This is a genomic window from Pseudomonas flavocrustae, from assembly GCF_029872515.1.
In the GTDB taxonomy this organism is placed as follows: Bacteria; Pseudomonadota; Gammaproteobacteria; order Pseudomonadales; family Pseudomonadaceae; genus Chryseomonas; species Chryseomonas aestiva.
On the sequence record NZ_JAPDIQ010000001.1, the window covers coordinates 228,337 to 255,277 of the forward strand.

The 26,941-nt window shown below is 65.0% G+C and carries 28 protein-coding genes; 24 read left to right on the forward strand and 4 right to left on the reverse strand.

Annotated elements, in window-relative coordinates:
- The first annotated feature begins 73 nt into the window (after positions 1-73).
- The gene (gene rplM, locus OMP44_RS01050) at positions 74-502 is read left to right on the forward strand and encodes a 50S ribosomal protein L13 (RefSeq protein WP_007160609.1); all 429 of its coding nucleotides are present in this window, start codon (positions 74-76) and stop codon (positions 500-502) included.
- A 15-nt stretch (positions 503-517) separates the two neighbouring features.
- The gene (gene rpsI / locus OMP44_RS01055) at positions 518-910 is read left to right on the forward strand and encodes a 30S ribosomal protein S9 (protein WP_017640910.1); all 393 of its coding nucleotides are present in this window, start codon (positions 518-520) and stop codon (positions 908-910) included.
- 569 nt (positions 911-1,479) lie between these two features.
- Here the strand turns inward: rpsI and rne are convergent.
- A complete protein-coding gene (gene rne, locus OMP44_RS01060; protein ID WP_280306004.1) occupies positions 1,480-4,758 on the reverse strand; it encodes a ribonuclease E in 3,279 nt (1,092 codons plus the stop codon).
- 704 nt (positions 4,759-5,462) lie between these two features.
- Here rne and rluC point away from each other — a divergent pair.
- From rluC to sppA, 3 genes are read left to right on the forward strand one after another with little or no spacing between them, the layout of a single operon-like run.
- Positions 5,463-6,416, forward strand: a complete 954-nt coding sequence (gene rluC, locus OMP44_RS01065; RefSeq protein ID WP_133862675.1) for a 23S rRNA pseudouridine(955/2504/2580) synthase RluC — start codon at positions 5,463-5,465, stop codon at positions 6,414-6,416.
- Positions 6,409-7,095 carry an HAD-IA family hydrolase gene (locus tag OMP44_RS01070; RefSeq protein ID WP_133862676.1) on the forward strand — a complete coding sequence of 229 codons (687 nt, stop codon included), beginning with the start codon at positions 6,409-6,411 and terminating at the stop codon, positions 7,093-7,095. The genes rluC and OMP44_RS01070 overlap by 8 nt, the downstream gene beginning before the upstream one ends.
- A complete protein-coding gene (gene sppA, locus OMP44_RS01075) occupies positions 7,088-8,080 on the forward strand; it encodes a signal peptide peptidase SppA (protein WP_280306006.1) in 993 nt (330 codons plus the stop codon). The genes OMP44_RS01070 and sppA overlap by 8 nt, the downstream gene beginning before the upstream one ends.
- A 21-nt stretch (positions 8,081-8,101) precedes the next feature.
- On the opposite strand, the gene OMP44_RS01080 is transcribed toward sppA, so the two are convergent.
- Positions 8,102-8,680 (reverse strand): Maf family protein, encoded by a 579-nt coding sequence (locus OMP44_RS01080; RefSeq protein WP_280306008.1) that lies wholly within the window; start codon positions 8,678-8,680, stop codon positions 8,102-8,104.
- Positions 8,681-8,779: 99 nt separating this feature from the next.
- On the opposite strand from OMP44_RS01080, the gene OMP44_RS01085 reads away from it, so the two are divergent.
- The 13 genes from OMP44_RS01085 to OMP44_RS01145 all read left to right on the forward strand — a co-directional run bounded on the left by OMP44_RS01085 (position 8,780) and on the right by OMP44_RS01145 (position 18,779).
- A complete protein-coding gene (locus OMP44_RS01085) occupies positions 8,780-9,307 on the forward strand; it encodes a YceD family protein (RefSeq protein WP_133862679.1) in 528 nt (175 codons plus the stop codon).
- Between the two features lie 10 nt (positions 9,308-9,317).
- The gene (rpmF, locus tag OMP44_RS01090) at positions 9,318-9,500 is read left to right on the forward strand and encodes a 50S ribosomal protein L32 (RefSeq protein ID WP_007160601.1); all 183 of its coding nucleotides are present in this window, start codon (positions 9,318-9,320) and stop codon (positions 9,498-9,500) included.
- 6 nt (positions 9,501-9,506) lie between these two features.
- Positions 9,507-10,496, forward strand: coding sequence for a phosphate acyltransferase PlsX (plsX, locus tag OMP44_RS01095; RefSeq protein WP_405046484.1), 990 nt, complete (start codon positions 9,507-9,509; stop codon positions 10,494-10,496).
- 82 nt (positions 10,497-10,578) lie between these two features.
- The gene (fabD, locus tag OMP44_RS01100; protein WP_187980024.1) at positions 10,579-11,514 is read left to right on the forward strand and encodes an ACP S-malonyltransferase; all 936 of its coding nucleotides are present in this window, start codon (positions 10,579-10,581) and stop codon (positions 11,512-11,514) included.
- 15 nt (positions 11,515-11,529) lie between these two features.
- Positions 11,530-12,273: a 3-oxoacyl-ACP reductase FabG gene (fabG, locus tag OMP44_RS01105; RefSeq protein ID WP_133862682.1), complete on the forward strand. Its 744-nt coding sequence runs from the start codon at positions 11,530-11,532 to the stop codon at positions 12,271-12,273.
- A gap of 168 nt (positions 12,274-12,441) precedes the next feature.
- A complete protein-coding gene (gene acpP / locus OMP44_RS01110) occupies positions 12,442-12,678 on the forward strand; it encodes an acyl carrier protein (RefSeq protein ID WP_007160597.1) in 237 nt (78 codons plus the stop codon).
- A 137-nt stretch (positions 12,679-12,815) separates the two neighbouring features.
- Entirely contained in the window at positions 12,816-14,060 is a 1,245-nt protein-coding gene (gene fabF / locus OMP44_RS01115) for a beta-ketoacyl-ACP synthase II (RefSeq protein ID WP_183628885.1), read from the forward strand.
- Positions 14,060-14,872 (forward strand): aminodeoxychorismate lyase, encoded by an 813-nt coding sequence (gene pabC / locus OMP44_RS01120; protein WP_273861496.1) that lies wholly within the window; start codon positions 14,060-14,062, stop codon positions 14,870-14,872. The genes fabF and pabC overlap by 1 nt, the downstream gene beginning before the upstream one ends.
- Before the next feature lie 3 nt (positions 14,873-14,875).
- Complete coding sequence (mltG, locus tag OMP44_RS01125) at positions 14,876-15,934, forward strand: endolytic transglycosylase MltG (RefSeq protein WP_280306019.1); 1,059 nt, start codon at positions 14,876-14,878, stop codon at positions 15,932-15,934.
- Positions 15,931-16,569, forward strand: coding sequence for a dTMP kinase (tmk, locus tag OMP44_RS01130; protein ID WP_280306020.1), 639 nt, complete (start codon positions 15,931-15,933; stop codon positions 16,567-16,569). The genes mltG and tmk overlap by 4 nt, the downstream gene beginning before the upstream one ends.
- Positions 16,562-17,545: a DNA polymerase III subunit delta' gene (locus tag OMP44_RS01135; protein ID WP_280306022.1), complete on the forward strand. Its 984-nt coding sequence runs from the start codon at positions 16,562-16,564 to the stop codon at positions 17,543-17,545. Before tmk ends, OMP44_RS01135 begins: the two co-directional genes overlap by 8 nt.
- Before the next feature lie 39 nt (positions 17,546-17,584).
- Positions 17,585-17,941, forward strand: a complete 357-nt coding sequence (locus OMP44_RS01140; protein ID WP_017641886.1) for a PilZ domain-containing protein — start codon at positions 17,585-17,587, stop codon at positions 17,939-17,941.
- Positions 17,942-17,996: 55 nt separating this feature from the next.
- Complete coding sequence (locus tag OMP44_RS01145; RefSeq protein WP_187980021.1) at positions 17,997-18,779, forward strand: TatD family hydrolase; 783 nt, start codon at positions 17,997-17,999, stop codon at positions 18,777-18,779.
- A gap of 216 nt (positions 18,780-18,995) precedes the next feature.
- Here OMP44_RS01145 and OMP44_RS01150 read toward each other — a convergent pair whose 3' ends face one another.
- Positions 18,996-20,126, reverse strand: a complete 1,131-nt coding sequence (locus OMP44_RS01150) for an aminotransferase class V-fold PLP-dependent enzyme (RefSeq protein WP_158892633.1) — start codon at positions 20,124-20,126, stop codon at positions 18,996-18,998.
- A 171-nt stretch (positions 20,127-20,297) separates the two neighbouring features.
- On the opposite strand from OMP44_RS01150, the gene OMP44_RS01155 reads away from it, so the two are divergent.
- From OMP44_RS01155 to OMP44_RS01170, 4 genes are all read left to right on the forward strand, one after another.
- Positions 20,298-20,939, forward strand: coding sequence for a TetR/AcrR family transcriptional regulator (locus OMP44_RS01155; protein ID WP_007160588.1), 642 nt, complete (start codon positions 20,298-20,300; stop codon positions 20,937-20,939).
- A gap of 65 nt (positions 20,940-21,004) precedes the next feature.
- Positions 21,005-21,973: a GTP 3',8-cyclase MoaA gene (locus OMP44_RS01160; RefSeq protein ID WP_133862690.1), complete on the forward strand. Its 969-nt coding sequence runs from the start codon at positions 21,005-21,007 to the stop codon at positions 21,971-21,973.
- An 87-nt stretch (positions 21,974-22,060) separates the two neighbouring features.
- Entirely contained in the window at positions 22,061-22,675 is a 615-nt protein-coding gene (locus tag OMP44_RS01165) for a DUF4823 domain-containing protein (RefSeq protein WP_133862691.1), read from the forward strand.
- 11 nt (positions 22,676-22,686) lie between these two features.
- Positions 22,687-23,247, forward strand: a complete 561-nt coding sequence (locus tag OMP44_RS01170) for a DUF1285 domain-containing protein (protein WP_280306026.1) — start codon at positions 22,687-22,689, stop codon at positions 23,245-23,247.
- A gap of 31 nt (positions 23,248-23,278) precedes the next feature.
- On the opposite strand, the gene OMP44_RS01175 is transcribed toward OMP44_RS01170, so the two are convergent.
- Positions 23,279-24,928 (reverse strand): electron transfer flavoprotein-ubiquinone oxidoreductase, encoded by a 1,650-nt coding sequence (locus OMP44_RS01175; protein ID WP_133862693.1) that lies wholly within the window; start codon positions 24,926-24,928, stop codon positions 23,279-23,281.
- Positions 24,929-25,220: 292 nt separating this feature from the next.
- On the opposite strand from OMP44_RS01175, the gene OMP44_RS01180 reads away from it, so the two are divergent.
- Positions 25,221-25,973 carry an electron transfer flavoprotein subunit beta/FixA family protein gene (locus OMP44_RS01180; RefSeq protein WP_273807812.1) on the forward strand — a complete coding sequence of 251 codons (753 nt, stop codon included), beginning with the start codon at positions 25,221-25,223 and terminating at the stop codon, positions 25,971-25,973.
- Positions 25,973-26,902, forward strand: coding sequence for an electron transfer flavoprotein subunit alpha/FixB family protein (locus OMP44_RS01185; protein ID WP_280306030.1), 930 nt, complete (start codon positions 25,973-25,975; stop codon positions 26,900-26,902). Before OMP44_RS01180 ends, OMP44_RS01185 begins: the two co-directional genes overlap by 1 nt.
- Positions 26,903-26,941 lie beyond the last annotated feature (39 nt).

Genomic DNA, 26,941 nt, shown 5'->3' on the forward strand with positions numbered 1-26,941 from the left:
GACTTGTCTGGGGTTGCACTGTTGTGTAGAATTTGCCGTCTTTTTACCAGGGCGGCCTCTGAGGCCATAGAGAATGAAAACTTTCACCGCAAAACCGGAAACCGTTAAGCGCGACTGGTACGTCGTCGACGCTGCTGGCCAGACTCTGGGTCGTCTGGCTACTGAAATTGCCACTCGCCTGCGTGGCAAGCACAAGCCCGAATACACCCCTCACGTTGACACCGGCGACTACATCGTCGTCATCAACGCCGAGCAGGTTCGTGTGACCGGTGCCAAGACTACCGACAAGATGTACTACCATCACTCCGGTTTCCCGGGTGGCATCAAGTCGATCAACTTCGAAAAGCTGATCGCCCGTGCTCCCGAGCGCGTCATCGAGACCGCCGTCAAGGGTATGCTGCCGAAGAACCCGCTGGGCCGCGACATGTATCGCAAGCTCAAGGTGTACAAGGGTGCGAACCATCCGCACACCGCTCAGCAGCCCCAAGAACTCAAGTTTTAATCGGGATAGTACAACATGTCGGCAACTCAAAATTACGGTACCGGCCGTCGTAAGACTGCCACCGCTCGTGTCTTCCTCCGTCCGGGCACTGGCAAGATCTCCATCAACGATCGCGCTCTGGACACCTTCTTCGGCCGCGAAACCGCGCGCATGGTCGTGCGTCAGCCCCTAGAGCTGACCGAGACCCTGGAGAAGTTCGACATCTACGTTACCGTCGCTGGCGGTGGTGTGAGCGGTCAGGCCGGTGCTATCCGTCACGGCATTACCCGCGCTCTGATCGAGTACGACGAAGGCTACCGCAGCTCCCTGCGCAAAGCCGGTTACGTCACTCGTGACGCCCGTGAAGTCGAACGTAAGAAAGTCGGTCTGCGCAAAGCGCGTAAGCGTCCGCAGTACTCCAAGCGTTAATCCTTCGGGATACGCTCGAAAAACCCAGCCAATGGCTGGGTTTTTTTATGCCCAGGATTTTTCCCGCATGGGCGCTGGAGCCTTCGGCAGACAGGCTATCTCGCCCGGCGTTGGGCTTCGCTGCGCTCAATGCCAGCCTACCCGGTATGCTGAGGCATGGTAGGTTGGGCTGAGGCAGCTCCACCGCCGAAGCCCAACAGTCCGGCCATTCCTCCCAGCGATGGGCTTCGCCGCACTCAGCGCCAACCTACCGGCTATGTCGGAGCACCGTAGGTTGGGTTGAGGCGGCTCCATCGCCGAAGCCCAACAGTCCTGCTATCGCGCCAGCGTTGGGCTTCGCCGCGCTCAGTGCCAACTTACACAGTATGCAGGGCACCGTAGGCGGGTTGAGGCAGTCCCACCGTGGGGTTTGGCACGAAGGTCATCTTCCCCTGCTGCTGGCTAAGTGCTCGCCTTCGCGAGGCTGCTATGGCATGTCCAGGGTGGCGTCGAGCGCGTACCGGCGCCTGTACGGATTCCAGGCATAAAAAAAGAGGCGCCTAGGCGCCCCTTTTCATGGGTGGCTGAGATCAGCCGGGATGATTTTCCCGGGAGTCCTTGAGCTTGCGATCGAGTTCGGCCTGAGTGGCCTCGTCCTCTTTCACGGCATCGGCCTTGGGCGCTTCGTCAGTGACACTGTCCTGACCGGTCAGGGCGACACTGGCCGCTTCTTCCTGGGCAGGGCTGGGTACGACCTCGACGGGCTCTTCCATCACGATCGGTGCCGACTCGGCCTCGGCTGCGGGCAGCTCCTCGGTCGCCTGGGCGGGCTGGACCTCGGGCGCCTGCTGCGGCTCCACGGTGCCTACCGCTGCGGTAGCGAAGGTTTCCTCGGTTTCGGCTATGGCGCCCAGCGCGGGTGCCTCGGCCTGCTGCTCGGGCTGGCTGGCGCGAGCGGCTTCAGCTTCACGAGCCATGCGCTCACGGCGACGACGCTCGCGCGGGTCGTTGGAGGCGCGGCCTGCGGCCGACTCTGCGGTTTCAGCTTCGACCGGTGCGGTAGGAATGGCGGCAGGGGTCGCGACCGGGGCGATCTGCTCGGCGGCAGGTGCGGCAATTTCCACTTCCTGGTGCGGCGCACGCTCGTCCTGCAGCTGGCTCACGTCGGGCGTGAGGATCTCCGGCTGGGCCGGCGCTTCGGCGGCAGGCTGCTCCACCGCGGTTTCCCGGGTGACTTCAGCGACAGGGGTGTCGGCAGCAGCCACTGGCTCCTGCTGATGAGCCTCACGAGCCGCTTCCTGGGTGGCGACGGCAGTCACGCTCTCGCTCACCACGACAGCGGTGCCCAGAGCTATGGCGGCGGGCGCTACAGGGGCATCGGTACCCGGCTCTTCGTCTTCGATGAAGTTGCCATTGGCATCGCGCTGACGCTCACGACGGTTGCTGCGGCGACGCTGACCGCGGGAACGGCGACGCGGACGCTCTTCGCCTTCTTCCAGCTCGTCATTGCCTTCCAGGACTTCTTCTTCGTTCAGCTCTTCGGCACTGGCCGCTTCCTGACGCTCTTCGCGAGCCTTGCGCTCCTCGCGGGGCTGACGCTCTTCACGTGGCTTGCGTTCCTCGCGAGGCTGACGCTCCTCACGCGGCTGGCGCTCTTCGCGAGCCGGACGCTCTTCGGCACTCACGCGCTCTTCGCGCGGCTGGCGCTCTTCACGGGGTTGACGCTCTTCACGCGGCTGACGCTCTTCGCGAGAGGCGCGCTCCTCACGGGGCTGACGCTCTTCGCGAGCCGGGCGGTCTTCGCGCGGCTGGCGTTCTTCACGCGGTTGACGCTCTTCGCGAGTGGCGCGCTCTTCGCGGGGCTGACGCTCTTCGCGAGCCGGGCGGTCTTCACGGGCCTGACGCTCCTCGCGGGGCTGACGCTCTTCCCGCGGCTTGCGCTCTTCACGGGCCGGGCGCTCGCTGCGCTCGCCACGATCGGCGCGGGGCTGACGCTCTTCGCGCGGCTTGCGCTCGTCGTCACGACGACCTTCGCGGCGGCGATTCTGCTGACGGCCGTTGCGGCGCTCATCCTGGCTGCGCTGCTCGTCGCTGCTCTTGGCGGCGACCGGCGCGGCAACGGCCTTGTCGGCCATGGGCTGCTCTTCGGTCTTGCCGGCGAACAGGCTGACCAGGGACTTGACCAGGCCCTTGAACAGATTGGGCTCGGCGGTGGCCTTGGCTGCAGGGGCGACGGACGCCACGACTTCGGCCGTGACCGGGGTGGGGGCCGGTGCGCGCTCGGGCGCAACCTTCACCGCCGCTTCCTGGCGCACCAGGGTGCGGGTGGAGCTGACCGGCTGCACCTCTTCGGCTTCGGTGTTGGCCATCTCGTAGCTGGACTGGCTGTTCAGCAGCTCGGGATTGTCGTCACGCAGACGCTGCACTTCGAAGTGCGGGGTCTCGATGTGATCGTCCGGCAGGATGATGATGCGCACGCGGGTGCGCAGCTCGATCTTGGTGATGCTGTTGCGCTTCTCGTTGAGCAGGAAGGACGCGACCTGGATGGGTACGTGGGCACGAACCTCGGCGGTGCGATCCTTGAGGGCTTCTTCCTCGATCAGGCGCAGGATGGCCAGCGACAGGGATTCCACGTCGCGGATGATGCCCTGGCCGTTGCAGCGGGGGCAGACGATGCCGCTGGTTTCGCGCAGGGAAGGGCGCAGGCGCTGGCGGGACATTTCCAGTAGGCCGAAGCGGGAGATGCGACCGATCTGCACGCGGGCGCGGTCGGCTTCCAGGGCTTCGCGGACACGATCTTCCACGGCGCGCTGGTTCTTGACCGGGGTCATGTCGATGAAGTCGATGACGATCAGGCCGCCGATGTCGCGCAGGCGCAGCTGGCGGGCGATTTCCTCAGCCGCTTCCAGGTTGGTCTGCAGGGCGGTTTCTTCGATGTCGCCGCCCTTGGTGGCGCGCGCCGAGTTGATGTCGATGGACACCAGGGCTTCGGTGGGGTCGATGACGATGGAGCCGCCCGAGGGCAGCTTCACTTCACGCTGGAAGGCGGTCTCGATCTGGCTTTCGATCTGGAAGCGATTGAACAGCGGGACGCTGTCCTGGTACAGCTTGATCTTGCTGGCGTACTGCGGCATCACCTGGCGGATGAAGCTCAGGGCTTCTTCCTGGGCTTCGACGCTGTCGACCAGCACCTCGCCGATGTCCTGGCGCAGGTAGTCGCGGATGGCGCGAATGATGACGTTGCTTTCCTGATAGATCAGGAAGGGACCCTTGCGCTCGCCCGAGGCTTCGTTGATGGCGGACCAGAGTTGCAGCAGGTAGTCGAGGTCCCACTGCAGTTCTTCGGTGCTGCGACCGAGACCGGCGGTGCGCACGATCAGACCCATGTCGCCCGGGGCGTTCAGGCCGTTCAGGGCTTCGCGCAGTTCGTTGCGCTCTTCACCCTCGATGCGACGGGAGATGCCGCCCGCGCGGGGATTGTTGGGCATCAGCACCAGGTAGCGACCGGCGAGGCTGATGAAGGTGGTCAGGGCGGCGCCCTTGTTGCCGCGCTCTTCCTTTTCGACCTGGACGACTACTTCCTGGCCTTCGGAGAGCACTTCCTTGATGTTGACGCGGCCTTCCGGGTTCTTCTTGAAGTATTCCCGGGAGATTTCCTTCAGCGGGAGGAAGCCGTGGCGGTCGGCGCCGAAGTCGACGAAGGCGGCTTCCAGGCTGGGCTCGATGCGGGTGATGCGGCCTTTGTAGATGTTGGCCTTTTTCTGTTCGCGGGCTCCGGACTCGATGTCCAGATCGAACAGACGTTGACCGTCGACCAGGGCAACCCGCAATTCCTCGGGCTGGGTCGCGTTGATGAGCATTCTTTTCATGTAATACCACTACGTTCCAGGCTCTCGGCCCACGTGGTGGCAACAGGATTCAGGAGAAGGGTGCACGGGGTCGTATCGAAGCCGGTCCAAGCCGGCCTTCGTGTCCAGCAGCAGGCCCGGGGGCGTGCCGCGACTACGTCTCCTGCAGGCGCTTGAGCGACTGCCGTTGCAGCTCCACAAGAGGAGGAATCAACCAGGCATGGTGCGGGCGTGACAGCCGAAAGGCTCAGGCAGCCGGGTCGTCGCGGGATTCGTGTCAGGTGTCGCGGTTGGAGCATCGGCCGTTGGCCTTGAGGCTTCCACCTGCGATCGTCACCTTGGCCGAAGCTGGGCGCGAAGCGGGCTGCAGGCGTACTGTCAGGCTACGCGATACGCTGGTTGTGCATCTCCATCCTGCACACAATCTTCAGGAATCTGGTGCCGCCCGCAAGGTCCGGAGCGGTTGTCGTTTTACAGCTGACACCCTGGGTGCCGCTGCCTTGGTTACCAGGCGGATCGCAGCTCGCCACTCACCCCCTTGGGCAGAGTCGGCGGTCTGCTGGACGGCCAGACGTCCAGTGACTATTGCATTTGCAGCCTATTATTCGCGGGCGGAATCTACGGCCTCGCGAGCGGTGCCATCCAGACAGGACTGATAACCGCCTCCGGACTATAGCAGCAAGCTTTAAGTGCTTCAAATAAGGGAAAATTGCTATCATCTGTCGATGACTAAGCCTCCTTCTCCCAGCACCGGCGTTCAACTGCTCGATGTGCCCGCCGACTATGCCGGCCAGCGTATCGACAACTTCCTGCGTACCCAGCTCAAGGGCGCGCCCAAGACCCTCATCTATCGCATCCTGCGCAAGGGCGAAGTACGGGTGAACAAGGGGCGCATCAAGCCCGACTATCGTCTGCAGGCCGGCGACCAGATCCGCGTACCGCCACTGCGCCTGTCCGAGCCCGACGAGCCAGCACCCCTGGCCAAGGGACTGCTCGAGCGCCTGGAAGACTCCATCGTCCACGAGGACAAGACCCTCATCGTCATCAACAAGCCGGCCGGCATCGCCGTGCACGGCGGCAGTGGCCTGTCCGGCGGGGTCATCGAGGTCTTTCGCCAGCTGCGTCCCGACGCCCGCGACATCGAGCTGGTCCATCGTCTCGATCGGGATACCTCGGGCCTGCTGATGATCGCCAAGAAGCGCAGCATGCTGCGCTTCCTGCACGAAGCCTTGCGCGGCGACGGCGTGGACAAGCGCTATCACGCCCTGGTGCGCGGCCATTGGCCGGCGGCCAAGAAGAAGATCAGCGCGCCGCTGCTGAAGAACACCCTCAGGTCCGGCGAGCGCATGGTCGAGGTCAACGACGAGGGCAAGGAGGCGCTCACCGAATTCCGGGTGCTGCGGCGCTATGGCGAATTCGCCACCCTGGTCGAGGCGCGGCCGGTGACCGGGCGGACCCATCAGATCCGAGTCCATGCGCGCCATGCGGGGCACGCCATCGCCGGCGATCCCAAGTACGGCGACGAAGCCTTTTCCCAGGAGATCCGCGAACTCGGCGGCAAGCGACTGTTCCTGCACTCGGCGAGTCTGGTGATCCCCTTGCCCGAAGGCGGTGAGCTGCGCCTGGAAGCGCCGGTCGACAGCACCTGGAGTCAGACGCTGGAGCGTCTGGATGCCTGACTACCAGCTGCTGATCTTCGACTGGGACGGCACCCTGGCGGATTCCATCGGCCGGATCGTCGAGGTCATGCACGTGGCGGCCGAGCAGTTGGGGTTGCCGCCGCGCAGCGACGTGGCCATCAAGGGCATCATCGGCCTGGAGCTGGTCGCGGCGATCCAGACCCTCTATCCGCAGCTGGTGACCCCGGCGCAGATCGAGGGCTTTCGCGATGCCTACAGCGCCGAATTCGTCCGTCGCGAGCAGGCGGCCTCGCCGCTGTTTCCCGATGTGCTGAGCGGGCTGCAGCGCTTTCGCGCCCAGGGTTATCAGCTGGCCGTAGCGACGGGCAAGAGCCGGCGCGGGCTGGCGCGTTCGCTGCAGCAGCATGGCCTGAGCGATTTCTTCGACATCACCCGCTGCGCCGACGAGGCCGCCGGCAAGCCCGATCCGCAGATGGTGCAGGAGATTCTTGCCCACTGTGGCGTGGCGCCGGAGCGGGCCCTCCTGGTAGGAGATGCGGTCTTCGACCTGGAAATGGCACGGCGCGCCGGGGTCGCGGCGGTCGGGGTCGCCTATGGTGCCCAGCCGGCCGAGGTCCTCAGGGATTTCGGACCGCGCCTGGTGATCGAAGCTTTCGCGGACCTGGCGCTATGGCTGGGTGACAATGTGGTGTGCAGGAGTGATAGCGGGCATGGCTGACGAGTGGAAGGAAGACAGCGGACGTACGCGTCCGGCGGACGACAAGACCTGGGCCCTGATCGAGAAGACCATGCTCGCCAGCGTGCGCGAGCAACGGCGAGCGCGGCGCTGGGGCATCTTTTTCAAGTTTCTGACCTTCGCCTATCTGATTGTCATGCTGGTGCTGTTCACGCCCCTGCTGTCCCTGGGCAAGAAGGGCGGGGTGACCGAGTCCGGCGCCCATACCGCGCTCATCGAACTCAAGGGCGTGATCGCCGACGACGAGAAGGCCAGTGCCGACAATGTCGTGACGGCGCTGCGCAAGGCCTTTGACGACAGCAACACCCGCGGTGTGGTGCTGCGTATAAACAGCCCAGGCGGCAGTCCGGTGCAATCCGGCTACATCTATGACGAGATCAAGCGTCTGCGCGGTCTGCACCCGGACATCAAGCTGTACGCGGTGATCACCGACCTGGGTGCCTCGGGCGCCTACTATGTGGCCAGTGCGGCCGATGCCATCTATGCCGACAAGGCCAGCCTGGTCGGCTCCATCGGCGTGACCGCGGCTTCCTTCGGTTTCGTCGGCACCATGGAAAAGCTGGGCGTGGAGCGGCGGGTCTATACCTCCGGCGAACACAAGGCCTTCCTGGATCCCTTCCAGCCGCAGAAGCCCGAAGAGACCCGCTTCTGGCAGCAGGTGCTGGATACCACCCATCAGCAGTTCATCGACAGCGTCAAGAAAGGCCGCGGCGATCGACTCAAGGTCGAGGGTCATCCCGAGTTGTTCTCCGGACTGGTGTGGTCCGGCGAGCAGGCGCTTTCCCTGGGGTTGATCGATGGCCTCGGCAGTGCCAGCTACGTGGCACGGGATGTGGTCAAGGAGGAGCGCCTGGTGGACTTTACCCAGGAGGACTCGCCCTTTGATCGCTTCGCCAAGCGCTTGGGTGCCAGCGTTGCCGAGCGTCTGGCGCTCTATATGGGCTGGCAGGGTCCGGCGCTGCGTTAATTGGTGCCAGCTGCAGGTGGCCTAGGGCACCTGCACTCCTGCCTGGCGCAGCAATGCGGCCAGGCGGATCAGCGGGAGGCCGATCAGACTGGTCGGATCCTCTCCCTGCATGGCTTCGAACAGGGCGATGCCGAGGCCTTCGGCCTTGAAGCTGCCGGCGCAATCATAGGGTTGCTCCGCCCGCAGATAGCGATCGATCGTCGCAGCATCCAGCGGGCGAAAGCGCACCTGGAAATCCACCACCTCGCTGCTGCACTCGCCGGTTCGACTGTCCAGTACGGCCAGGCCGGTATGGAACACCAGGGCGCGACCGCTGGCCCGGGCCAGTTGCTGATGAGCCCGTTCATGAGTCAGGGGCTTGCCAAGAATCTCGCCGTCGATGGCGGTCGCCTGATCCGAGCCGATGATAAGTGTCGGCTCCCGCTGATCGGCCAGGGCGGCGGCCTTGGCGCGGGCCAGGCGTTCTACCAGCGCCCGCGGGCTCTCGCCGGGTAGCGGCGTCTCGTCGATGTCCGGCGACTGGTGGGCGAAGGGCAGCTGCAGCCTTTCCAGCAATTGGCGGCGGTAAGGCGAGCTGGAAGCGAGTAGAATGAGAGGCATCAGTTTGTTCTCGGGCGAGATCGACCAAAGGTCGGTCGGAGTCGCTTCGGGGTTAATTTCCTTTGACAGCCGTAAGGCCGTCCCTATAATGGCGCGCTTATGTTGAATGGGCCAATTCCACCTCAGGTCGATCCTCGCAAATTGGCGGATCGCGGCGTAACCCTCAAGGGTGAGCTGCCTCTCGCGAACATGCGGCGTGTCGGCGAGCAGCTCGTGAAGTCCGAAGGCGCGGTTGCCGTCGTCCTCGACTTCGGGCGTGATCAACAAAAGCAATTCGTCATCCATGGTGTCCTGGATACCAAGGTCGAGATGATTTGCCAGCGTTGTCTGGAGCCGGCAGTGCTTCCCATTAGCAGCGAATTCGATTTCGCCGTGCTCTGGGAAGGGAAGTCGGCCGATGCCTTGCCACAGGGTTACGATGCCCTGGAGGTTGGTGAAGAGCCCCTGGATCTGCATAGTCTGATCGAAGAAGAGCTGCTGCTCGCGCTGCCGATCATTCCCGTGCATCCAGAAGGTGCTTGCCAGCATCCGGAAGGTTTCGAGGCGCCCGAAGAGCCGGCGGACGAGGAAAAGCGACCCAACCCGTTCAGTGTACTTGCGCAGTTGAAGCGTGACCCAAACGTTTAGGAGTTAAATCATGGCTGTTCAGCAGAACAAAAAATCCCGTTCCGCTCGCGACATGCGTCGTTCGCACGACGCCCTCGAAGCGAACGCTCTATCCGTGGAAAAGAGCACCGGTGAAGTTCACCTGCGCCACCACGTGTCGCCCGACGGTTTCTACCGCGGTCGCAAAGTGATCGACAAAGGTTCCGACGAGTAATCCTCGATCGAAATCGTCATCGCGATCGATGCAATGGGCGGGGACTTCGGTCCCCGCTGCATTGTTCCTGCTTCATTCGACGCTCTCGAGCGTTTCCCCGCCTTACACCTCCTTCTCTGTGGTCAGCGCGACGCCCTGTCGGCCTGGTCACCGCCTGCCTCTCTTGCCGCTCGCCTGCAGTTCGAATACGTCGATGGCCTCGTCGGGCCCGATGAGCGACCCGCCAGTGTGGTGCGCAGTCGCACCCGTACGTCCATGCACGCTGCGCTCGAAGCGGTGCAGCAAGGCCGCGCCCAGGGCTGCCTGAGCGCCGGCAATACCGGGGCCTGGATGGCGCTTGCGCGCCTGCTGCTCGGGACGCTGCCGGGCATCGATCGCCCGGCCATGATGTCGGCACTGCCCGGGCAGGGCGGGCATCAGACGCTGCTGCTGGATCTTGGCGCCAATCTCGACACCACCGCCGAACAGCTGGTGCAATTCGCCTATCTGGGGGCAGGTGCGGCCCAGGCCCGGGGCCTGGCGCGGCCAAGGGTCGCGCTGCTGAATGTCGGTCGCGAACCGGGCAAGGGCACGCCGGTGATCCAGGACGCCGCACGGCGCCTCGCCGAGAGTCAGGCTTTCGACTTCATCGGCTTCGTCGAGGGCAGCGATCTCTATGCGGCGGTGGCGGATGTGGTTGTCTGCGATGGCTTCACCGGCAATGCCGTGCTCAAGTCCGGAGAGGCGCTGCTGCGCCTGCTGGTCGAGCGCAGCGGCACGGCTTCCTGGCTCGAGCGTCAGTTGCTGCAGCCCTGGCTGGCCCGGCGTTTCCGCCACTGGGATCCGGAGTTGCGCAATGGCGCGAGCTTTCTCGGCCTGAATGCGGTGGTGGTGAAAAGCCATGGCGCGGCAGGCGAAGTTGGTCTCGTTCAGGCCATCGAGCGTGCCCTGCGCGATGTGGAGACTGATCTCCCCGGGCGGATCCGGTTAAACTTGGCGGTTCTGAAAGCGGTGTGACCGACCGGTCGACACCGACATCTCAGTCTGTCAGTGGCGGAACCGCGGTTTCGCCGGCAATGGACCTACAAGAGACCTGCCTATGTCCGCCTCTCTCGCTTTCGTCTTTCCCGGTCAGGGTTCCCAGGCCCTGGGCATGCTGGGTGAGCTGGCCACGCACCACGCGCTGATCGGCGAAACCTTCGCCGAAGCGTCCGCTGTCCTCGGCTATGACCTCTGGGCGCTGACCCAGCAGGGCCCGCAGGAGTCGCTCAACCAGACCGACCGCACCCAGCCCGCCATCCTGGCCGCCTCCATCGCATTGTGGCGTCTGTGGCTGGCCGAAGGCGGCGCCAAGCCGGCCTATGTCGCCGGTCACAGCCTGGGCGAATATTCGGCGCTGGTCGCCGCGGGCAGCCTGCCGTTCGCCGAGGCGGTACGCCTGGTGGCGCGCCGCGGTGAGCTGATGCAGGAAGCCGTCCCCGCCGGGCAGGGCGGTATGGCCGCCATCCTGGGTCTGGAAGATGCCCAGGTGCTGGCCGCCTGTGCCGAAGCCGCCCAGGGTGAAGTGGTGAGCGCGGTCAACTTCAACGCTCCGGGCCAGGTGGTGATCGCCGGTGCCGCCGCTGCGGTGGAGCGCGCCATCGAGGCCTGCAAGGCCCTGGGTGCCAAGCGCGCCGTGGCGCTGCCGGTCAGCGTGCCCTCTCACTGCGACCTGATGCGTCCGGCGGCCGAGCGCTTCGCCGAGGACGTGCGTGGCTGCACCTGGAGCCAGCCGGAAATTCCGGTGGTGCAGAACGTCAATGCCGGCGTCAACACCGATCTGGCCAGCCTCCAGCAGGATCTGCTGGCCCAGCTGTACAGTCCGGTGCGCTGGGTCGAGTCCGTGCAGTACCTGGCTGCCCAGGGCGTCACCCACCTAATGGAGTGCGGCCCCGGCAAGGTACTGGCCGGTCTGAACAAGAGATGCGTCAAGGGCGTGGAAACACTGGCCCTGGACACCCCCGACGCCTTCGCCGCCGCGCGCGCGGCTTTTTGAATCGAGGAAAACGAGATGAGTCTGCAAGGTAAGGTCGCCCTGGTCACGGGCGCCACGCGTGGTATCGGTCAAGCCATCGCCCTGGAACTGGGTCGGCTCGGCGCCACCGTGATCGGCACCGCGACCAGCGAGGCGGGTGCCCAGCGCATCGCCGAGTCGCTCAAGGCCAATGGCATCGAAGGTACCGGTCTGGTGCTCAACGTGTCCGACAACGCCTCCGTCGCGGCTGCCCTCGAGCAGGTCCAGACGCAATTCGGCGCGCCGTCGATCCTGGTCAACAACGCCGGTATCACCCGCGACAACCTGATGCTGCGGATGAAGGACGATGAGTGGTTCGACGTGATCGATACCAACCTCAACAGCCTGTTCCGTCTCTCCAAGGCCGTGCTCAAGGGCATGACCAAGGGTCGCTGGGGTCGTATCATCAGCATCGGCTCGGTGGTCGGCGCCATGGGCAACGCCGGTCAGGCTAACTATGCCGCCGCCAAGGCCGGCCTCGAGGGCTTTACCCGGGCGCTGGCCCGCGAGGTGGGTTCGCGCAACATCACCGTCAATGCCGTGGCCCCGGGGTTCATCGATACCGACATGACCCGTGAGCTGCCCGAAGCCCAGCGCACCGCGCTGCTGACCCAGATCCCGGCCGGCCGCCTCGGTCAGGCCGACGAGATCGCCAAGGTGGTCGGCTTCCTGGCGGGCGAGGGCGCGGCCTATGTGACCGGCGCCACGATCCCCGTGAATGGCGGAATGTACATGAGCTGACCGACGTTACCCCCCGCGCGGCTATTGCGCTAAGCTGGTAAACTGTCGGACCAGCAATGGCCGCGCATACGTCTTGATGTCGCGTCAGCTTGAAATACGGAAATCCCTTTCTATACACTTACGCGCAATCCGTTGTGCGGATTTTTCCTTTAGGAGTGAGAACACGGTATGAGCACCATCGAAGAACGCGTTAAGAAGATCGTCGCTGAGCAGCTCGGCGTGAAGGAAGAGGAAGTTACCAACAGCGCTTCCTTCGTCGAGGATCTGGGCGCCGACTCCCTTGACACCGTCGAACTGGTGATGGCTCTGGAAGAGGAATTCGAGACCGAAATCCCGGACGAGCAGGCTGAGAAGATCACCACCGTCCAGGAAGCTATCGACTACATCGTTGCTCACCAGCAATAAGTAGTCGCCAGTTTCGGACAAAAGAAGCCGCACGTCCTGTAGGGCGTGCGGCTTTTCTTTAGGTCCTGGGTCAAGATCGATGCAATCGGCTGTTTTTAAGAGGGGTGGCCGCCCCGGAAGGACAAGAGGAGTTGGGTGTGTCGCGTAGACGTGTCGTGATCACGGGTATGGGCATGGTATCGCCGCTTGGCGCCGATGTGGCGAGCAGCTGGGAAGGCATCCTGGCCGGTCGCAGCGGTATCGCGCCGATCGAGCATATGGACGTCTCTGCCTTCAGCACGCGGATCGGCGGATCGGTCAAGGGATTCGACGTGGAGCAGTACCTGTCCGCGAAGGAAGCCCGCAAGCTGGATCTGTTCATCCAATACGGTCTCGCCGCCAGCTTCCAGGCCATGCGTGACAGCGGTCTCGAGGTCAACGATGGCAATCGCGAGCGCATGGGTGTCGCCATGGGTTCCGGCATCGGTGGACTGACCAATATCGAGGCGAATTGCCAGTCGCTGCTCGCCCAGGGTCCCCGCCGTATTTCCCCCTTTTTCGTACCGGGCTCCATCATCAACATGGTGTCCGGCTTCCTGTCGATCCACTTGGGTCTGCAGGGCCCCAATTACGCCATCGCCACTGCCTGTACCACGGCAACGCACTGCATCGGCATGGCGGCGCGCAACATCGCCTATGGCGAAGCCGACGTCATGGTCGCCGGCGGTTCGGAGATGGCGACCTCGGGTCTGGGTCTGGGTGGCTTCGGCGCGGCGCGTGCCCTGTCGACCCGCAATGACGATCCGACCCGCGCCAGCCGTCCCTGGGATCGCGATCGCGATGGCTTCGTGCTGTCCGACGGTGCCGGCGCCCTGGTGCTGGAAGACTACGAGCACGCCAAGGCGCGGGGCGCCCGCATCTATGCCGAGCTGATCGGCTTCGGCATGAGCGCGGACGCCTTCCACATGACCGCCCCGCCGGAAGATGGCGCGGGTGCTGCTCGCTGCATGAGAGCGACGCTCAAGGATGCCGGTATCGCGCCGGAAGCGGTCGACTACGTCAACGCCCATGGCACCTCCACGCCAGCCGGCGACCTGGCCGAAGTGGCGGCCTTGAAGCAGGTGTTCGGCGAGCAGGCCAAGCGTCTGAGTGTGAGCTCCACCAAGTCCATGACCGGTCACCTGCTGGGCGCCGCGGGCGCGGTGGAAGCCATCTTCACGGTGCTCGCCCTGCGCGACCAGGTGGCGCCGCCCACCATCAATCTGGACAATCCCAGCGACGGCTGCGATCTGGACTTCGTGCCCCACGAGGCACGGCAGCGGCCCATCGAAGTGGCCCTGTCCAATTCGTTCGGCTTCGGTGGCACCAACGGCAGTCTGGTGTTCCGGCGCTTCGACGCTTGATCCAGGACTGGCTCAACGGCCAACCGCTGGACCCCGGTCTGCAACGCGATCGGGGTCTGGCCTATGGCGATGGGCTGTTCGAGACCATCGCCGTACGCCGGGGCCAGCCGCGTCTGCTCGACCGTCATCTGCAGCGGCTGGCCACCGGTTGCCAGCGGCTGCGTATTCCCTGCGACATCGCCCAGCTGGACGCCGAGATTCGCGCCTATGCGGCGCTGCTGGGGGAGGGCGTGGCCAAGCTGCTGCTCACCCGCGGCGATGGCCTGCGCGGTTACGCCCCGCCGGCCGAACCCGAGGTGCGGCGCCTGCTGCTGGGATCGCCCACGCCGGCCTATCCACCGGCTCACGCGACCGAGGGTATCGCCCTCTATCCCTGCACGACGCGTCTGGCTACCCAGCCGTTGCTGGCCGGGCTCAAGCACCTGAATCGACTCGAGCAGGTCCTGGCGCGCGGGGAATGGACCAGCACCGACTATGCCGAAGGCCTGATGCTGGATCAGGACGGCCGGCCGATCGAAGGGGTGTTCAGCAACCTGTTCCTGGTCTGCGCGGGGCGGCTGCAGACCCCCGCGCTCGATCGCTGTGGCGTGGCCGGGGTATTGCGCGGTCTGTTGCTCGACCTCGCCGCCCAGGCAGGCATCCCGAGCGAGATCCGGCCGCTGGCGCTGGACGAACTGCTCGGTGCCGACGAAGTTTTCCTCTGCAACAGCCAATACGGTATCTGGCCCGTGCGCCGGTACGCAGCCGCGAACTGGTCCGTGGGGCCGGTGACCCGTAAACTGCAAGGTTCGATAAACGAGATTCTGGAATAGCCGATGCGCAAGGCGAGAGCTCTGCTTACGGCGGTCTTGGCCGCCGGTGGCCTGCTGCTGGTCCTGGCCGGTTGGCGCCAGCACCAGGCACTGATTCAGCCGTTGAAAGTCGATGGCGAGCAACTGATCGAGATCCCCAAGGGCGGGACCCCGGGCGGCAGTCTGCTGCGCCTGGAAGAGCAGGGCGTGCTCGATGGCGCCTTCTGGCTGCGCCTGTACTGGCGCTTCAATCTGGCCGGGCAGACGCTGCACAGTGGCGAATACCGCCTGACCCCGGGCATGACGGTGGAGCAATTGTTCAGCCTCTGGCGCAAGGGCGAGGTGGTGCAATACGGCCTCACCCTGGTGGAAGGCTGGAATATCCACCAGGTCCGCGCTGCCCTGGCGCGCCAGCCCAAGCTCGAGCACGACACCGCCGAGCTGGACGATGCCGCCCTGATGAAACGCCTGGGGCTGGACGGCCAGCACCCCGAGGGGTGCTTCTTCCCCGATACCTATCGCTATGTGAAGGGCCAGCGCGAATCCGACCTGTTGCGCCAGGCCAACCAGCGCCTGCAGTCCGTGCTCGATCAGGAATGGCAGGCGCGGGATCCCGCGGTGCCCTACAAGGACGCCTACCAGGCGCTGATCATGGCCTCGCTGGTGGAAAAGGAAACGGGCGTCCCCGAGGAGCGCGACGAAATCGCCGGGGTCTTTGTCCGGCGCCTGGCGGCCGGCATGCTGCTGCAGACCGATCCCACGGTGATCTACGGCATGGGCGAGCGCTATAACGGCCGGATAACCCGCGCCGATCTGCGCGAGCCTTCGCCCTACAACACCTATCTCAACGCGGGACTGCCCCCCACGCCGATCGCCATGCCCGGTCGCGAGGCCATCCATGCGGCGCTGCATCCCAAGGACGGCGACAGCCTGTATTTCGTCGCCCGTGGTGATGGCAGCCATGTCTTTTCCAGGGACCTGGAAGCGCACAACCAGGCGGTCCGCGACTTCCAGCTCAAGCGGCGCTCCGACTATCGCTCCAGTCCCGCTCCGCAGACGCCCGAAACCAAGGAAACCCCATGACGGCAAACGGCCTGTTCATCACCCTCGAAGGCCCCGAGGGCGCGGGCAAGAGCACCAACCGCGACTATCTCGCCGAACTTTTCGGCGCCAGCGGGCGTGAGGTGGTGCTGACCCGCGAGCCGGGTGGCACGCCGCTGGCCGAGCGCATCCGCGAGATCCTGCTGGAGCCGGCGGCCGAGCCCATGGCCGTGGATACCGAATTGCTGCTGATGTTCGCCGCCCGCGCCCAGCACCTGGCCCAGGTCATCCGGCCCGCCCTGGCGCGTGGCGCCCTGGTGCTCTGCGATCGCTTCGTCGATGCGACCTATGCCTACCAGGGCGGCGGCCGCGGCGTACCCGTCGAGCGCATCGCCACCCTGGAAGCCTTTGTGCTGGGCGATCTGCAACCCGATCTGACCCTGGTGTTCGACCTGCCGGTGGACATCGGCCTGGCCCGTGCCGCCCGCCGTGGTGCCCTGGACAGATTCGAGCAGGAGCAGCGCGCCTTCTTCGAGGCAGTGCGCCAGACCTATCTGGATCGCGCCCGGGCCGTGCCGGCGCGCTATCGCCTGATCGATGCCTCGCGCAGCCTCGCCGAGGTGCAGACGGATCTGCGCGCCCTGGTCGCCACCCTGGAGTCAACGTTTGGTGGCTGACGTCTATCCCTGGCAGCAGGACCTCTGGGCGCGGATCTCGCCCCGGCGGCAGCATCCCCATGCCTATCTGCTGCATGGCCCGCGCGGCATCGGCAAGCGTGATCTGGCCGAACGCCTGGCCGCCCTGCTGCTGTGCCAGGCGCCCCAGGGGGATGCCGCCTGCGGCCAGTGCAAGGCCTGTTCCCTGCTCAGGGCCGGGACCCACCCCGATTACTGCGTGATCCAGCCGGAAGAGGCCGAGAAGCCTATCCGCGTCGACCAGATCCGCGGGCTGGTGGACTTCGTTACCCAGACCGCCCAGATGGGCGGGCGCAAGCTGATCCTGCTGGAGCCGGTCGAGGCGATGAACCTCAATGCCGCCAACGCCCTGCTCAAGAGTCTGGAGGAGCCCTCGGGCGCAACGGTGCTGCTGCTGGTGAGTCACCAGCCGAGTCGCCTGCTGCCCACCGTGCGCAGCCGCTGCGTGCAGCAGGCCTCTCCGGTGCCCTCGCGCGCCGAGAGTCTCGCCTGGCTGGGCGAGCGCCTGCCGGAGCTTGAGGAAGAGATCCGCATCCAGTTGCTGGTGCTGGCTGGCGGCTCGCCGCTGGCGGCCCTGCGCCTGCATGGCGAGGACGTGCTCGTCCGCCGGGCCCTGGTGGTGGAGGGGGTGAAGCGCCTGCTCAAGCGCCAGGCGGCGCCCAGTCAGCTGGCCGAGAGCTGGAACGCCGTGCCGCTGCCGTTGCTGCTCGACTGGTTCTGCGAGTGGACCCATGGCGTCCTGCGTCAGCAGTGGGGTGGCGCCGATGCCGAAGCCGCACCGGACATGGCCAAGGTGCTGGGTTATCTGGCCGAGAAGAGCGCGCCGCAGGCAGTGCTGACCCTGCAGGAATGGCTGCATGCCGAGCGGCAGAAGGTGCTGGGCAAAGCCAACCTCAACCGCGTATTGTTGCTGGAATCGTTGTTGATCCGCTGGGCCGGCCTGGTGCCCGGACGCTAGCGATCCGCGCGTTCGTCTTGCCTGTCTCGAGAGAATCTCATGAGTTTGCCGCAGAACCTGGGCCCCCGTAATGGCATCCTGTCCCTCACCATCAAGGACAAGTCGGTGCTCTACGCCGCCTACATGCCCTTCATCCGCAACGGTGGCCTGTTCATTCCGACGGGCAAGACCTACAAGCTCGGCGACGAGGTCTTCATGCTGCTCAACCTGATGGACGAGCCGGACAAGATCCCGGTCGCCGGCAAGGTGGTCTGGATCACCCCCAAGGGCGCCCAGGGCAATAGAGCCGCCGGGGTCGGCGTGCAGTTCAACGAAGGCGACAATACCGCGCGCAACAAGATTGAAACCTATCTGGCCGGCTCGCTGAAGTCGGACCGTCCCACCCATACCATGTGATGCCTGCGCCGTCCCGCTGGGGCGGGGCGTCGCTGCTGATTCAAGGCTATTTCTCGTGCACTTCGTCGACTCCCACTGTCACCTGGATCGACTCGATCTTTCCCTTCACGACGGCTCCCTGGACGCGGCGCTGGATGCCGCGCGCGCCCGGGGTGTCAGCCAGTTCCTCTGCATCGGCGTCGATGCCGGCAACGCCCCCACGGTGCAGGCCCTGGCCGAACGCTATGCCGACGTCCACTGCGCCGTGGGTATCCACCCGCTGGATGCGGCCCAGGGCAGTGCCATCGATCTCGACTGGCTGCTCGCGCGGCTGGCCCATCCCCGCGTCGCCGCCATCGGCGAGACCGGGCTGGACTATCACTATCAGCCGGACACCGCCGAGATCCAGCAGCGGTCCTTCGCCCTGCACCTGGAGGCGGCCCGCCGCACGGCGCTGCCCCTGGTGATTCATACCCGCGAGGCGCGGGCCGACACCCTGGCCATGCTGGGCGCCGCCGACCTGCCAGGCGCCGGGGTGCTGCACTGCTTCACCGAGGATTGGGCGACGGCCAAGGCGGCGCTGGACCTGGGCTTCTACATTTCCTTTTCCGGCATCCTGACCTTCCGCAATGCCGCCGACCTGCGCGACGTCGCGCGCCAGGTGCCGGCCGATCGCCTGCTGGTAGAAACCGATTCGCCCTATCTGGCTCCGGTGCCCCACCGCGGCAAGGCCAATCTGCCGCAATTCGTGGTCGAGGTCGCCCAGTGCCTGGCCGACGTGCGAAGCGTCAGTCTGGAGACCCTGGCCGAGCAGACCACGGCCAACTTCCGGCGGCTGTTTCCCCGCGCCACCCTCTAGGCAAAAAAATGGCCCGGGTATCCAGGGATACCCGGGCCGGACCAGCGGTTCGCCTGGACGGAGAGCCGCCTCCCTGGCCCGCGCCGCGGGGGTCGACGCGGCCAGTCACTTGAGTATTGGTCAGCTCGGAGAAAGGTCCAGTCGGGATTGGACGTTTTTTAAACAGTTTTGGAATAGCGCTGCCCCGACACTGGCTATCCCGGGCCTTTCAGGCCATCAGAAGCGCGCCAGCGCCCCGACCAGATCCAGCGTCTGTTCCAGGACGTGCTCGCTGGTATAGAAGTGTGGCGACAGGCGGATGCCCGGACCCCGCTGGGCGCAGACCACGTCGGCGGTCTTGAGACGTTCGAACAGTTGGCGGTTGTCCCAGCCTTCGAGCGAGAAGGTGAGGATGCCCGAGCGCCGCTCGACGTTGGCCGGCGAATGCAGGACGGCACCGGGTAAGCGGCGGATATGACTGTCGAGCAGCTCGATCCGCGCCAGCAGGTCCTTGCCCACCTGTTCCATGCCGGCATCCTCCAGCAGCGACAGACTCGCCTCCAGGGCCACCGCACCGAGCATGTTGGGGCTGCCGCACTCGAAGCGCATCGCCGTCCTGGCCGGTTGCCATTCGCGCTGGCTGTAGTCGCCGGCGTTGTCCAGCATGTGCCAGCCGTACTCGTGCAGCTTCAGCTGCTCGCGCAGATCGGCGCGGCAATAGAACACCCCCAGGCCTTCCGGGCCGAGCATCCACTTGTGACCGTCGGCCATGGCGAAGGCGCAGTTGCAGGCCTGGGCATCGAAGGGCAGGGCGCCCAGTTGCTGGATGGCGTCGACGCACAGCAGCACGCCCTTGGCGTCGCAGCCCTGGCCCAGCTGGGGCAGGTCCAGGCGCAGGCCGCTGGCGTATTGCACGGCGCTGATGGCCATGAGTCGGGTGCGCGGGCCGCAGGCCGCTAGCAGATTGGCCTCGGGGGTGTCACCCAGGCTGACTTCCACCACCTCGACGCCAAAGCGGGCCAGGGCTTCCCAGACCACCCGGTTGGAGGGGAACTCCTCGTCGCTGATCACTACCTGGTCGCCGCTCTGCCAATCCAGGCCGAAGGCAACGAAGGAGAGCGCTTCCGAGGTGTTCTTCACCAGGGCGATGTCGCTGCTGGACGGCGCATTGAGCAGGCGGGTCAGGCGATCGCGCAGGCGCTGTTCCATGACCAGCCAGGTCGGATAGTTGCGCGCACCGTATTGGCAGTTTTCGGCGGCGAATTCGGTGACGGCCTGCGCAGCGCGCTTGGGCCACGGGGCCACGGCCGCGTGGTTGAGGTATCTCATGGCGTAGGCCTGAGGGAATTCGTGCTTCCAGGAAGACATTGACTCGATCCGTACAATCTGGGTGTGATGGGGCATAATAAGGGGCGCGCCCGCGCGGTTCACCGATGCTTTCGGTGCAGCTCGCCCAAGGTGTGACGAAGTGCCGGTATGCCGAGGGGTGACTGGCGATTCGAAGGCCCTATCCCTTTTCAAAACAACAAGTGGGCTGCCATGCAGAAAGAATCCCGCAAAGTCCGCGAGTTCCGTCGCCGCGAACAGGAAATCCTCGATACCGCCCTGCAGCTGTTTCTCTCCGAAGGAGAAGACAGCGTCACCGTCGAGATGATCGCCGAGGCGGTCGGTATCGGCAAAGGCACCATCTACAAGCACTTCAATTCCAAGGCCGAGATCTATCTGCGGCTGATGCTGGATTACGAGCGGGACCTGGCCGAGCTGTTCCAGTCGGACAACGTCGCCCGCGACCGCGAAGCGCTCTCCCGCGCCTATTTCGAATTCCGCATGAGCGATCCGCAGCGCTACCGCCTGTTCGATCGACTCGAGGAGAAGGTGGTCAAAACGCGTCAGGTGCCCGAGCTGGTCGAGCAGCTGCACAGCATCCGCACTTCCAACTTCCAGCGGCTGACCAGCCTGATCGAAGGCCGGATCGACGAAGGCAAGCTCGAGGACGTCCCGCCCTATTTCCATTACTGCGCCGCCTGGGCGCTGGTGCACGGGGCCGTGGCCCTTTACCATTCGCCCTTCTGGCGCGACGTGCTGGAGGATCAGGAAGGTTTCTTCCAGTTCCTCATGGAGATCGGCGTGCGCATGGGCAACCGCCGCAAGCGAGACGTCGAAACGCCTGTCCGATCCTAGGGTCCGATAGAGGCAAGGGATGCCGCGCCATCCCTTTTCTCTTGTCCCACTGGAGTACCCCCAAGATGATCGTTGACCGCCAGGGTAGGGCGTTTCGCAACTTGCGGATCAGCCTCACGGCGGCCTGCAACTATGCCTGTACGTACTGCGTGCCCGATGGCAAGCGGCTCGTGGCGGCGCAGGACGAACTCAGTGCCGAAACCATGGCCCGGGGTGTGGAATACCTCATCGATGCCGCCGGTATCGAACGGCTGCGCATCACCGGGGGCGAACCCCTGGTCACGCCGCGGCTGGAGCCCTTTCTCGCCCGTGTCTCCCAGCTCGGCCTCAAGGACATCAGCCTGACCACCAACGGTCAGCTGCTGCCGCGCAAGCTGGACTTCCTCATCGACCACGGTATCCGTCGCCTCAACGTTTCCCTCGACACCCTCGATGCCGAAGCCTTCCCGCGTCTGGCGCGGGGGGGCGATCTGGCCACGGTGCTGGCCGGACTGGAAGCGGCGCGGGCCGCTGGTCTCAAGATCAAGCTCAACATGGTGCCCCTGCGCGGCCAGAATCTCGACCAGGTGCTGCCGCTGCTGGACTATTGCCTGGAGCGGGGTTTCGAGCTCAGATTCATCGAGCTGATGCGCATGGGGCACCTGGCCAAGAATCCCGCGACCTTCAACAACCAGTTGGTACCCTTGGCCGAATTGCTGGAGATCATAGGTTCGCGCCATGCCTATGTGCAGGCCGATGCCCCGGTGGATTCCACGGCGCTGCGCTATCGCGTCGAGTCGGGCGGCCACTTCGGTGTCATCGCCAACGAAAGCGTGCCCTTCTGCCGGACCTGCTCGCGACTGCGCCTGTCGTCCACCGGCTGGCTGCATGGCTGCCTGTCGTCGAGCAACCGCCACTATGTCGGCGATCTGCTGGACAAGCCGCGTCACCTGGCATTGCCAGCGCTGCAGCGGCTGCTGGTCAAGGCATTGGGCGACAAGCAGGAGGTGGCCTTCTCGGGGGGCGTGACCGTCATGAAGATCATCGGCGGCTGATCTAGCAGCTGCGCCTCGAACTGGCGCGAAAGCTGCTAAGGCCCCTGTATCGACGACAACTTGGCGCCGGACAGGGGTCTGCTCTTCATGGTCAAACTGCGTTTTCTCTTCATTTCCGTGCTGCTGGCCTGCCTGGGTGGCTGCATGAACGTCAGCGACATGGCGTCCGGTGTCGAGTACCACCTGCGCGACGCGGGGCTGCTCGACTACAGCAGGACCCAGCGGCTGAACAACTTTCGGCTACAGGCCGACTCCTACATCTACATAGCCCAGGGGGCCTTCGTGCCGGTGGGCCATCCCTATGCCCGTCCGAACGTGGTAGCGGAAGAGGCCTTCAAAGGCTTTGTGGAATACTTCCCGCGGGTAAGGCGGGCAGACAAACCTGAGGGTTTCGACGAGGCCATGGCCAAGGCCCGGCAGCTGGGTGCTCACTATGTGCTCTATACCCGCTTCGCCGGCGCGGACGATCGCATCGGCACCTGGGAGGAATGGGAAGATCAGGACGACATCGGGAGGGTCGGGCGCGATCGCAGCGTCGTGCAGATGATGCTGGTGGAGACCGCTACCTTCCGCCTGGTGGACACGGCGCGGATTCGCAGTCGTGGCGGCTTCCTGACGTTCTATGACGAGCGCCCGGAAGACCTGCTCGGGCCGGCGCTCAATGAATATGCCCAACGCCTACTCGGTTTGGGCTCCCGATAGAGGAGAAGGGCGTGACCCAGGTTGACGTGACGAGGAATCTGCTGGCGCAGCTGCCAGCCGCCGAGGACGGCAAGCTGCCGCCCGTGGAGCTCTGGTACCCGCCGTACTGCGGCGACATCGACATGCGCATCGCCCGGGACGGTACCTGGTATCACCAGGGCACGCCCATCACCCGCCCGGCCATGGTCCGGCTGTTCTCCACCATCGTGAGGCGCGACCCCGAGCGCTATGTACTGGTGACGCCGGTGGAGTGCGTGGGCATCCAGGTCGAGGATGTGCCCTTTCTGGCAGTGGATGTCGAATGGAGCGGCAGCGGCAGGGAGCAAGCCCTGGATTTCCTCACTAACGTCGGGGATCGAGTCGCCGCGGGCGCCGAGCACCCGCTGCGATTCGAAGAACAGGATGACCAGCCTGCACCTTATGTCCGGGTACGTGGCGGGCTGGAGGCGCGGCTCAATCGGGCGGTGTTCTATCGGCTGATGGAGAGGGTCGAGGAGGGCACCCACGAGGGCCGCTCCTGGCTCGGCCTCTGGAGTCGCGGCAGCTTCTTTCCCGTCGCGCCCGCTGAATAGCGAAAGGGCCCCGCAGGGCCCTTTTTTACGCTTACATGTTGGGGTAGTTGGGACCACCGCTGCCTTCCGGCGCTACCCAGGTGATGTTCTGCGCCGGGTCCTTGATGTCGCAGGTCTTGCAGTGGACGCAGTTCTGGGCATTGATCTGGAAGCGCGGCTCGCCGCCATCGCGGACCACCTCGTAGACCCCGGCCGGGCAGTAGCGCTGGGCGGGTTCGTCGTACAGCGGCAGGTTCTGCGCGATGGGAATCGAGGGATCCCTGAGTTTCAGGTGAACCGGCTGGTCTTCCTCGTGGTTGGTGTTGGAGAGGAACACCGAGGACAGCTTGTCGAAGCTCAGCTTGCCATCCGGCTTGGGATAGCTGATGCGCGGCGCCTCGTCGGCCTTCTTCAGGCAGGTGTGGTCCATGCGCCGATCGTGCAGGGTGAAGGGCAGGGCGCCACCCAGCAGGTTATGTTCGACGAAGGCGAAGGCCGGGCCCAGTAGCGGACCGAACTTGTGCATGGCCGGACCGAAGTTGCGGCTGGCGTGCAGCTCTTCCTGCACCCAGCTGCCCTTGAAGCCGTCGACGTAACCCTGGAGTTCGTCGCCTTCGCGACCGGCCGCCAGGGCGGCGACGATGGCGTCGGCGGCGAGCATGCCGGACTTCATGGCGGTGTGGCTGCCCTTGATCTTGGCCGGATTGAGGGTGCCCAGGTCGCAGCCGATCAGGGCGCCACCGGGGAAGACCATCTTCGGCAGGGAATTCAGGCCGCCCTTGACCAGGGCACGGGCGCCGTAGGAGACGCGCTTGCCGCCTTCCAGGTACTGGGCCACCACCGGGTGGTGCTTGTAGCGCTGGAATTCATCATAGGGCGAGAGGTGCGGATTGCTGTAGGCCAGGTCGACGATCAGGCCGACCACCACCTGGTTGTCTTCCAGGTGATAGAGGAAGGAACCGCCCGGGTTTTCCTTGTCCAGCGGCCAGCCGGAGGTGTGGATCACCAGACCCTGCTCGTGCTTGGCCGGATCGATCTCCCATAGCTCCTTGATGCCGATGCCGTAGTGCTGCGGATCGGCGCCTTCGCCGAGCTTGAATCTCTGGCCCAGCTGCTTGCCCAGATGGCCACGGCAGCCTTCGGCGAACAGGGTGTACTTGCCGCGTAGCTCCATGCCGGGGGTGTAGACCCCCTCCTTGGGCTGACCTTCGCGATCCACGCCCAGATCGCCGGTGATGATACCGCGCACCACGCCCTGCTCATCGATCAGCGGCTCCTGGGCGGCGAAGCCCGGATAGATCTCCACGCCCAGGGCTTCGGCCTGCTGGCCGAGCCAGCGGCAGAGATTGCCCAGGGAGATGATGTAGTTGCCCTCGTTGTGCATGGGCTTGGGCACGAAGAAATTCGGCACCTTGGTCGCCTGGCGATCATCCTTGAGCAGGTAGATGTCGTCGCGTTTGACCGGGGTGTTCAGGGGCGCGCCGAGTTCCTTCCAGTTGGGAAAGAGCTCGTCCAGGGCGCGGGGTTCGAAGACCGCGCCGGAGAGAATGTGGGCACCGACCTCGGAGCCTTTCTCGACCACGCAGACACTGATCTCCTGGCCGTTTTCGGCCGCCTGCTGCTTGAGGCGACAGGCCGCGGACAGGCCCGCGGGGCCGGCCCCGACGATCACCACGTCGAATTCCATGTATTCGCGTTCCACGGCTCACTCTCCTCAGGCAAAACTCACGATCTGGTTATTTATGTAAGGGTGCAACAAAAGACTTCATTATATCCGGCGTGCTCCCTGGCACCCATTCAAACGTTTGTTTAAATTTTCTGCAAGCCTGTTAGACTCGGGAGTTACCAGCCCCTGACGGACTGTCGCGTTGACCCCTGCTGCCGTGGAGGTCAACATAAGAAGAATTTGCAACAAGTTTGGAGCGGCAGGGGTCGTGTCCAACGCAAGGTCGCCTTGGCGTCCTGTTTATTCACCAGAATAAATCGAGGGATTCATGAAGGTTCTCGTAGCTGTCAAACGCGTGGTGGACTACAACGTCAAGGTCCGCGTCAAGGCCGACCAGACCGGTGTTGACCTGGCCAACGTCAAGATGTCCATGAACCCCTTCTGCGAGATCGCCGTGGAAGAAGCGGTGCGCCTGAAGGAAAAGGGTATCGCCAGCGAGATCGTGGTCGTGACCGCGGGTCCCGCCCAGGCGCAGGAACAACTGCGTACCGCCCTGGCACTGGGCGCCGATCGCGCCGTGCTGATCGACACCGGTACCGCCGAGCTGTCGTCGCTGACCACCGCCAAGCTGCTCAAGGCCGTGGTGGACAAGGAACAGCCGCAGCTGGTGATCCTCGGCAAGCAGGCCATCGACAGCGACAACAACCAGACCGGCCAGATGCTGGCCGCTCTGACCGGCTTCGCCCAGGGCACCTTCGCCTCCAAGGTGGAGCAGGCCGCTGACGGCCTCAGCGTGACCCGCGAGATCGATGGCGGTCTGCAGACCGTGGCGCTCAAGCTGCCGGCGGTGGTGACCACCGACCTGCGCCTCAACGAGCCGCGCTACGCCTCGCTGCCCAACATCATGAAGGCCAAGAAGAAGCCGCTGGAAACCCTGACCCCGGATGCCCTGGGCGTGGCGGTGAAAGCCTCCTACGAGGTGGTCAAGGTGGAAGCCCCGGCGGGTCGTCAGGCGGGCATCAAGGTCAAGTCCGTGGCCGAGCTGGTCGAAAAACTCAAGAACGAAGCTAAGGTGATCTGATGGCCATTCTCGTCATTGCCGACCACGACAACGCCAACCTCTTCGGCGCTACCCTGAACACCGTTGCCGCGGCCCAGGCCATCGGCGGCGACATCCATGTGCTGGTCGCCGGGCAGAATGCCCAGCCGGTCGCCGACGCCGCCGCCAAGCTTGCCGGCGTCGGCAAGGTGCTGCTGGCCGACAACGCCGCCTACGCGCACCAGTTGCCGGAAAACGTCGCGCCGCTGGTTGCCGAGCTGGCCGCCAACTACAGCCACGTACTGGCCGCTGCCAGCACCAATGGCAAGAATTTCCTGCCGCGCGTCGCCGCGCTGCTGGACGTCGACCAGATCTCCGAGATCATCGCCGTCGAATCCGCCGACACCTTCAAGCGGCCGATCTATGCCGGCAACGCCATCGCCACCGTGCGCTCCACGGCGCCGGTCAAGGTGATCACCGTGCGCGCCACCGGTTTCGATCCGGTCGCCGCCGAGGGCGGTTCCGCCGCCATCGAAGCCGTGAGCCTGGTCAAGGATGCCGGCATCTCCAGCTTTGTCGGCGAAGAGCTGGCCAAGTCCGACCGTCCCGAGCTGGGCGCCGCCAAGGTGGTGGTCTCCGGTGGTCGCGGTCTGCAGAACGGTGACAACTTCAAGATCCTCTACGCCCTGGCCGACAAGCTGGGCGCGGCGGTGGGTGCCTCGCGCGCCGCGGTGGACGCCGGCTTCGTGCCCAACGACATGCAGGTCGGCCAGACCGGCAAGATCGTCGCGCCGCAGCTGTACATCGCCGTCGGCATCTCCGGGGCCATCCAGCACCTGGCGGGCATGAAGGATTCCAAGGTGATCGTCGCCATCAACAAGGACGAGGAGGCGCCGATCTTCCAGGTGGCCGACTACGGTCTGGTGGGTGACCTGTTCGAATTGATCCCCGAGCTGGAAAAGGCCATCTGAGGCCCACGCCCGTGCAAGAGCCCGCCCTTTGGCGGGCTT

Excerpts from the sequence above, each read along its gene's own strand:
- acpP (WP_007160597.1), top strand. The coding sequence starts at position 12,442 with ATGAGCACCATCGAAGAACGCGTTAAGAAGATCGTCGCTGAGCAGCTC.
- OMP44_RS01180 (WP_273807812.1), top strand. The coding sequence starts at position 25,221 with ATGAAGGTTCTCGTAGCTGTCAAACGCGTGGTGGACTACAACGTCAAG.
- OMP44_RS01150 (WP_158892633.1), bottom strand. The coding sequence starts at position 20,126 with ATGTCTTCCTGGAAGCACGAATTCCCTCAGGCCTACGCCATGAGATAC.
- fabG (WP_133862682.1), top strand. The coding sequence starts at position 11,530 with ATGAGTCTGCAAGGTAAGGTCGCCCTGGTCACGGGCGCCACGCGTGGT.
- OMP44_RS01070 (WP_133862676.1), top strand. The coding sequence starts at position 6,409 with ATGCCTGACTACCAGCTGCTGATCTTCGACTGGGACGGCACCCTGGCG.
- rpsI (WP_017640910.1), top strand. The coding sequence starts at position 518 with ATGTCGGCAACTCAAAATTACGGTACCGGCCGTCGTAAGACTGCCACC.
- tmk (WP_280306020.1), top strand. The coding sequence starts at position 15,931 with ATGACGGCAAACGGCCTGTTCATCACCCTCGAAGGCCCCGAGGGCGCG.
- OMP44_RS01155 (WP_007160588.1), top strand. The coding sequence starts at position 20,298 with ATGCAGAAAGAATCCCGCAAAGTCCGCGAGTTCCGTCGCCGCGAACAG.
- OMP44_RS01085 (WP_133862679.1), top strand. The coding sequence starts at position 8,780 with ATGTTGAATGGGCCAATTCCACCTCAGGTCGATCCTCGCAAATTGGCG.
- OMP44_RS01160 (WP_133862690.1), top strand. The coding sequence starts at position 21,005 with ATGATCGTTGACCGCCAGGGTAGGGCGTTTCGCAACTTGCGGATCAGC.
- OMP44_RS01185 (WP_280306030.1), top strand. The coding sequence starts at position 25,973 with ATGGCCATTCTCGTCATTGCCGACCACGACAACGCCAACCTCTTCGGC.
- rpmF (WP_007160601.1), top strand. The coding sequence starts at position 9,318 with ATGGCTGTTCAGCAGAACAAAAAATCCCGTTCCGCTCGCGACATGCGT.
- fabD (WP_187980024.1), top strand. The coding sequence starts at position 10,579 with ATGTCCGCCTCTCTCGCTTTCGTCTTTCCCGGTCAGGGTTCCCAGGCC.
- OMP44_RS01080 (WP_280306008.1), bottom strand. The coding sequence starts at position 8,680 with ATGCCTCTCATTCTACTCGCTTCCAGCTCGCCTTACCGCCGCCAATTG.
- rne (WP_280306004.1), bottom strand. The coding sequence starts at position 4,758 with ATGAAAAGAATGCTCATCAACGCGACCCAGCCCGAGGAATTGCGGGTT.
- OMP44_RS01140 (WP_017641886.1), top strand. The coding sequence starts at position 17,585 with ATGAGTTTGCCGCAGAACCTGGGCCCCCGTAATGGCATCCTGTCCCTC.
- OMP44_RS01165 (WP_133862691.1), top strand. The coding sequence starts at position 22,061 with ATGGTCAAACTGCGTTTTCTCTTCATTTCCGTGCTGCTGGCCTGCCTG.
- mltG (WP_280306019.1), top strand. The coding sequence starts at position 14,876 with ATGCGCAAGGCGAGAGCTCTGCTTACGGCGGTCTTGGCCGCCGGTGGC.
- sppA (WP_280306006.1), top strand. The coding sequence starts at position 7,088 with ATGGCTGACGAGTGGAAGGAAGACAGCGGACGTACGCGTCCGGCGGAC.
- rplM (WP_007160609.1), top strand. The coding sequence starts at position 74 with ATGAAAACTTTCACCGCAAAACCGGAAACCGTTAAGCGCGACTGGTAC.
- rluC (WP_133862675.1), top strand. The coding sequence starts at position 5,463 with ATGACTAAGCCTCCTTCTCCCAGCACCGGCGTTCAACTGCTCGATGTG.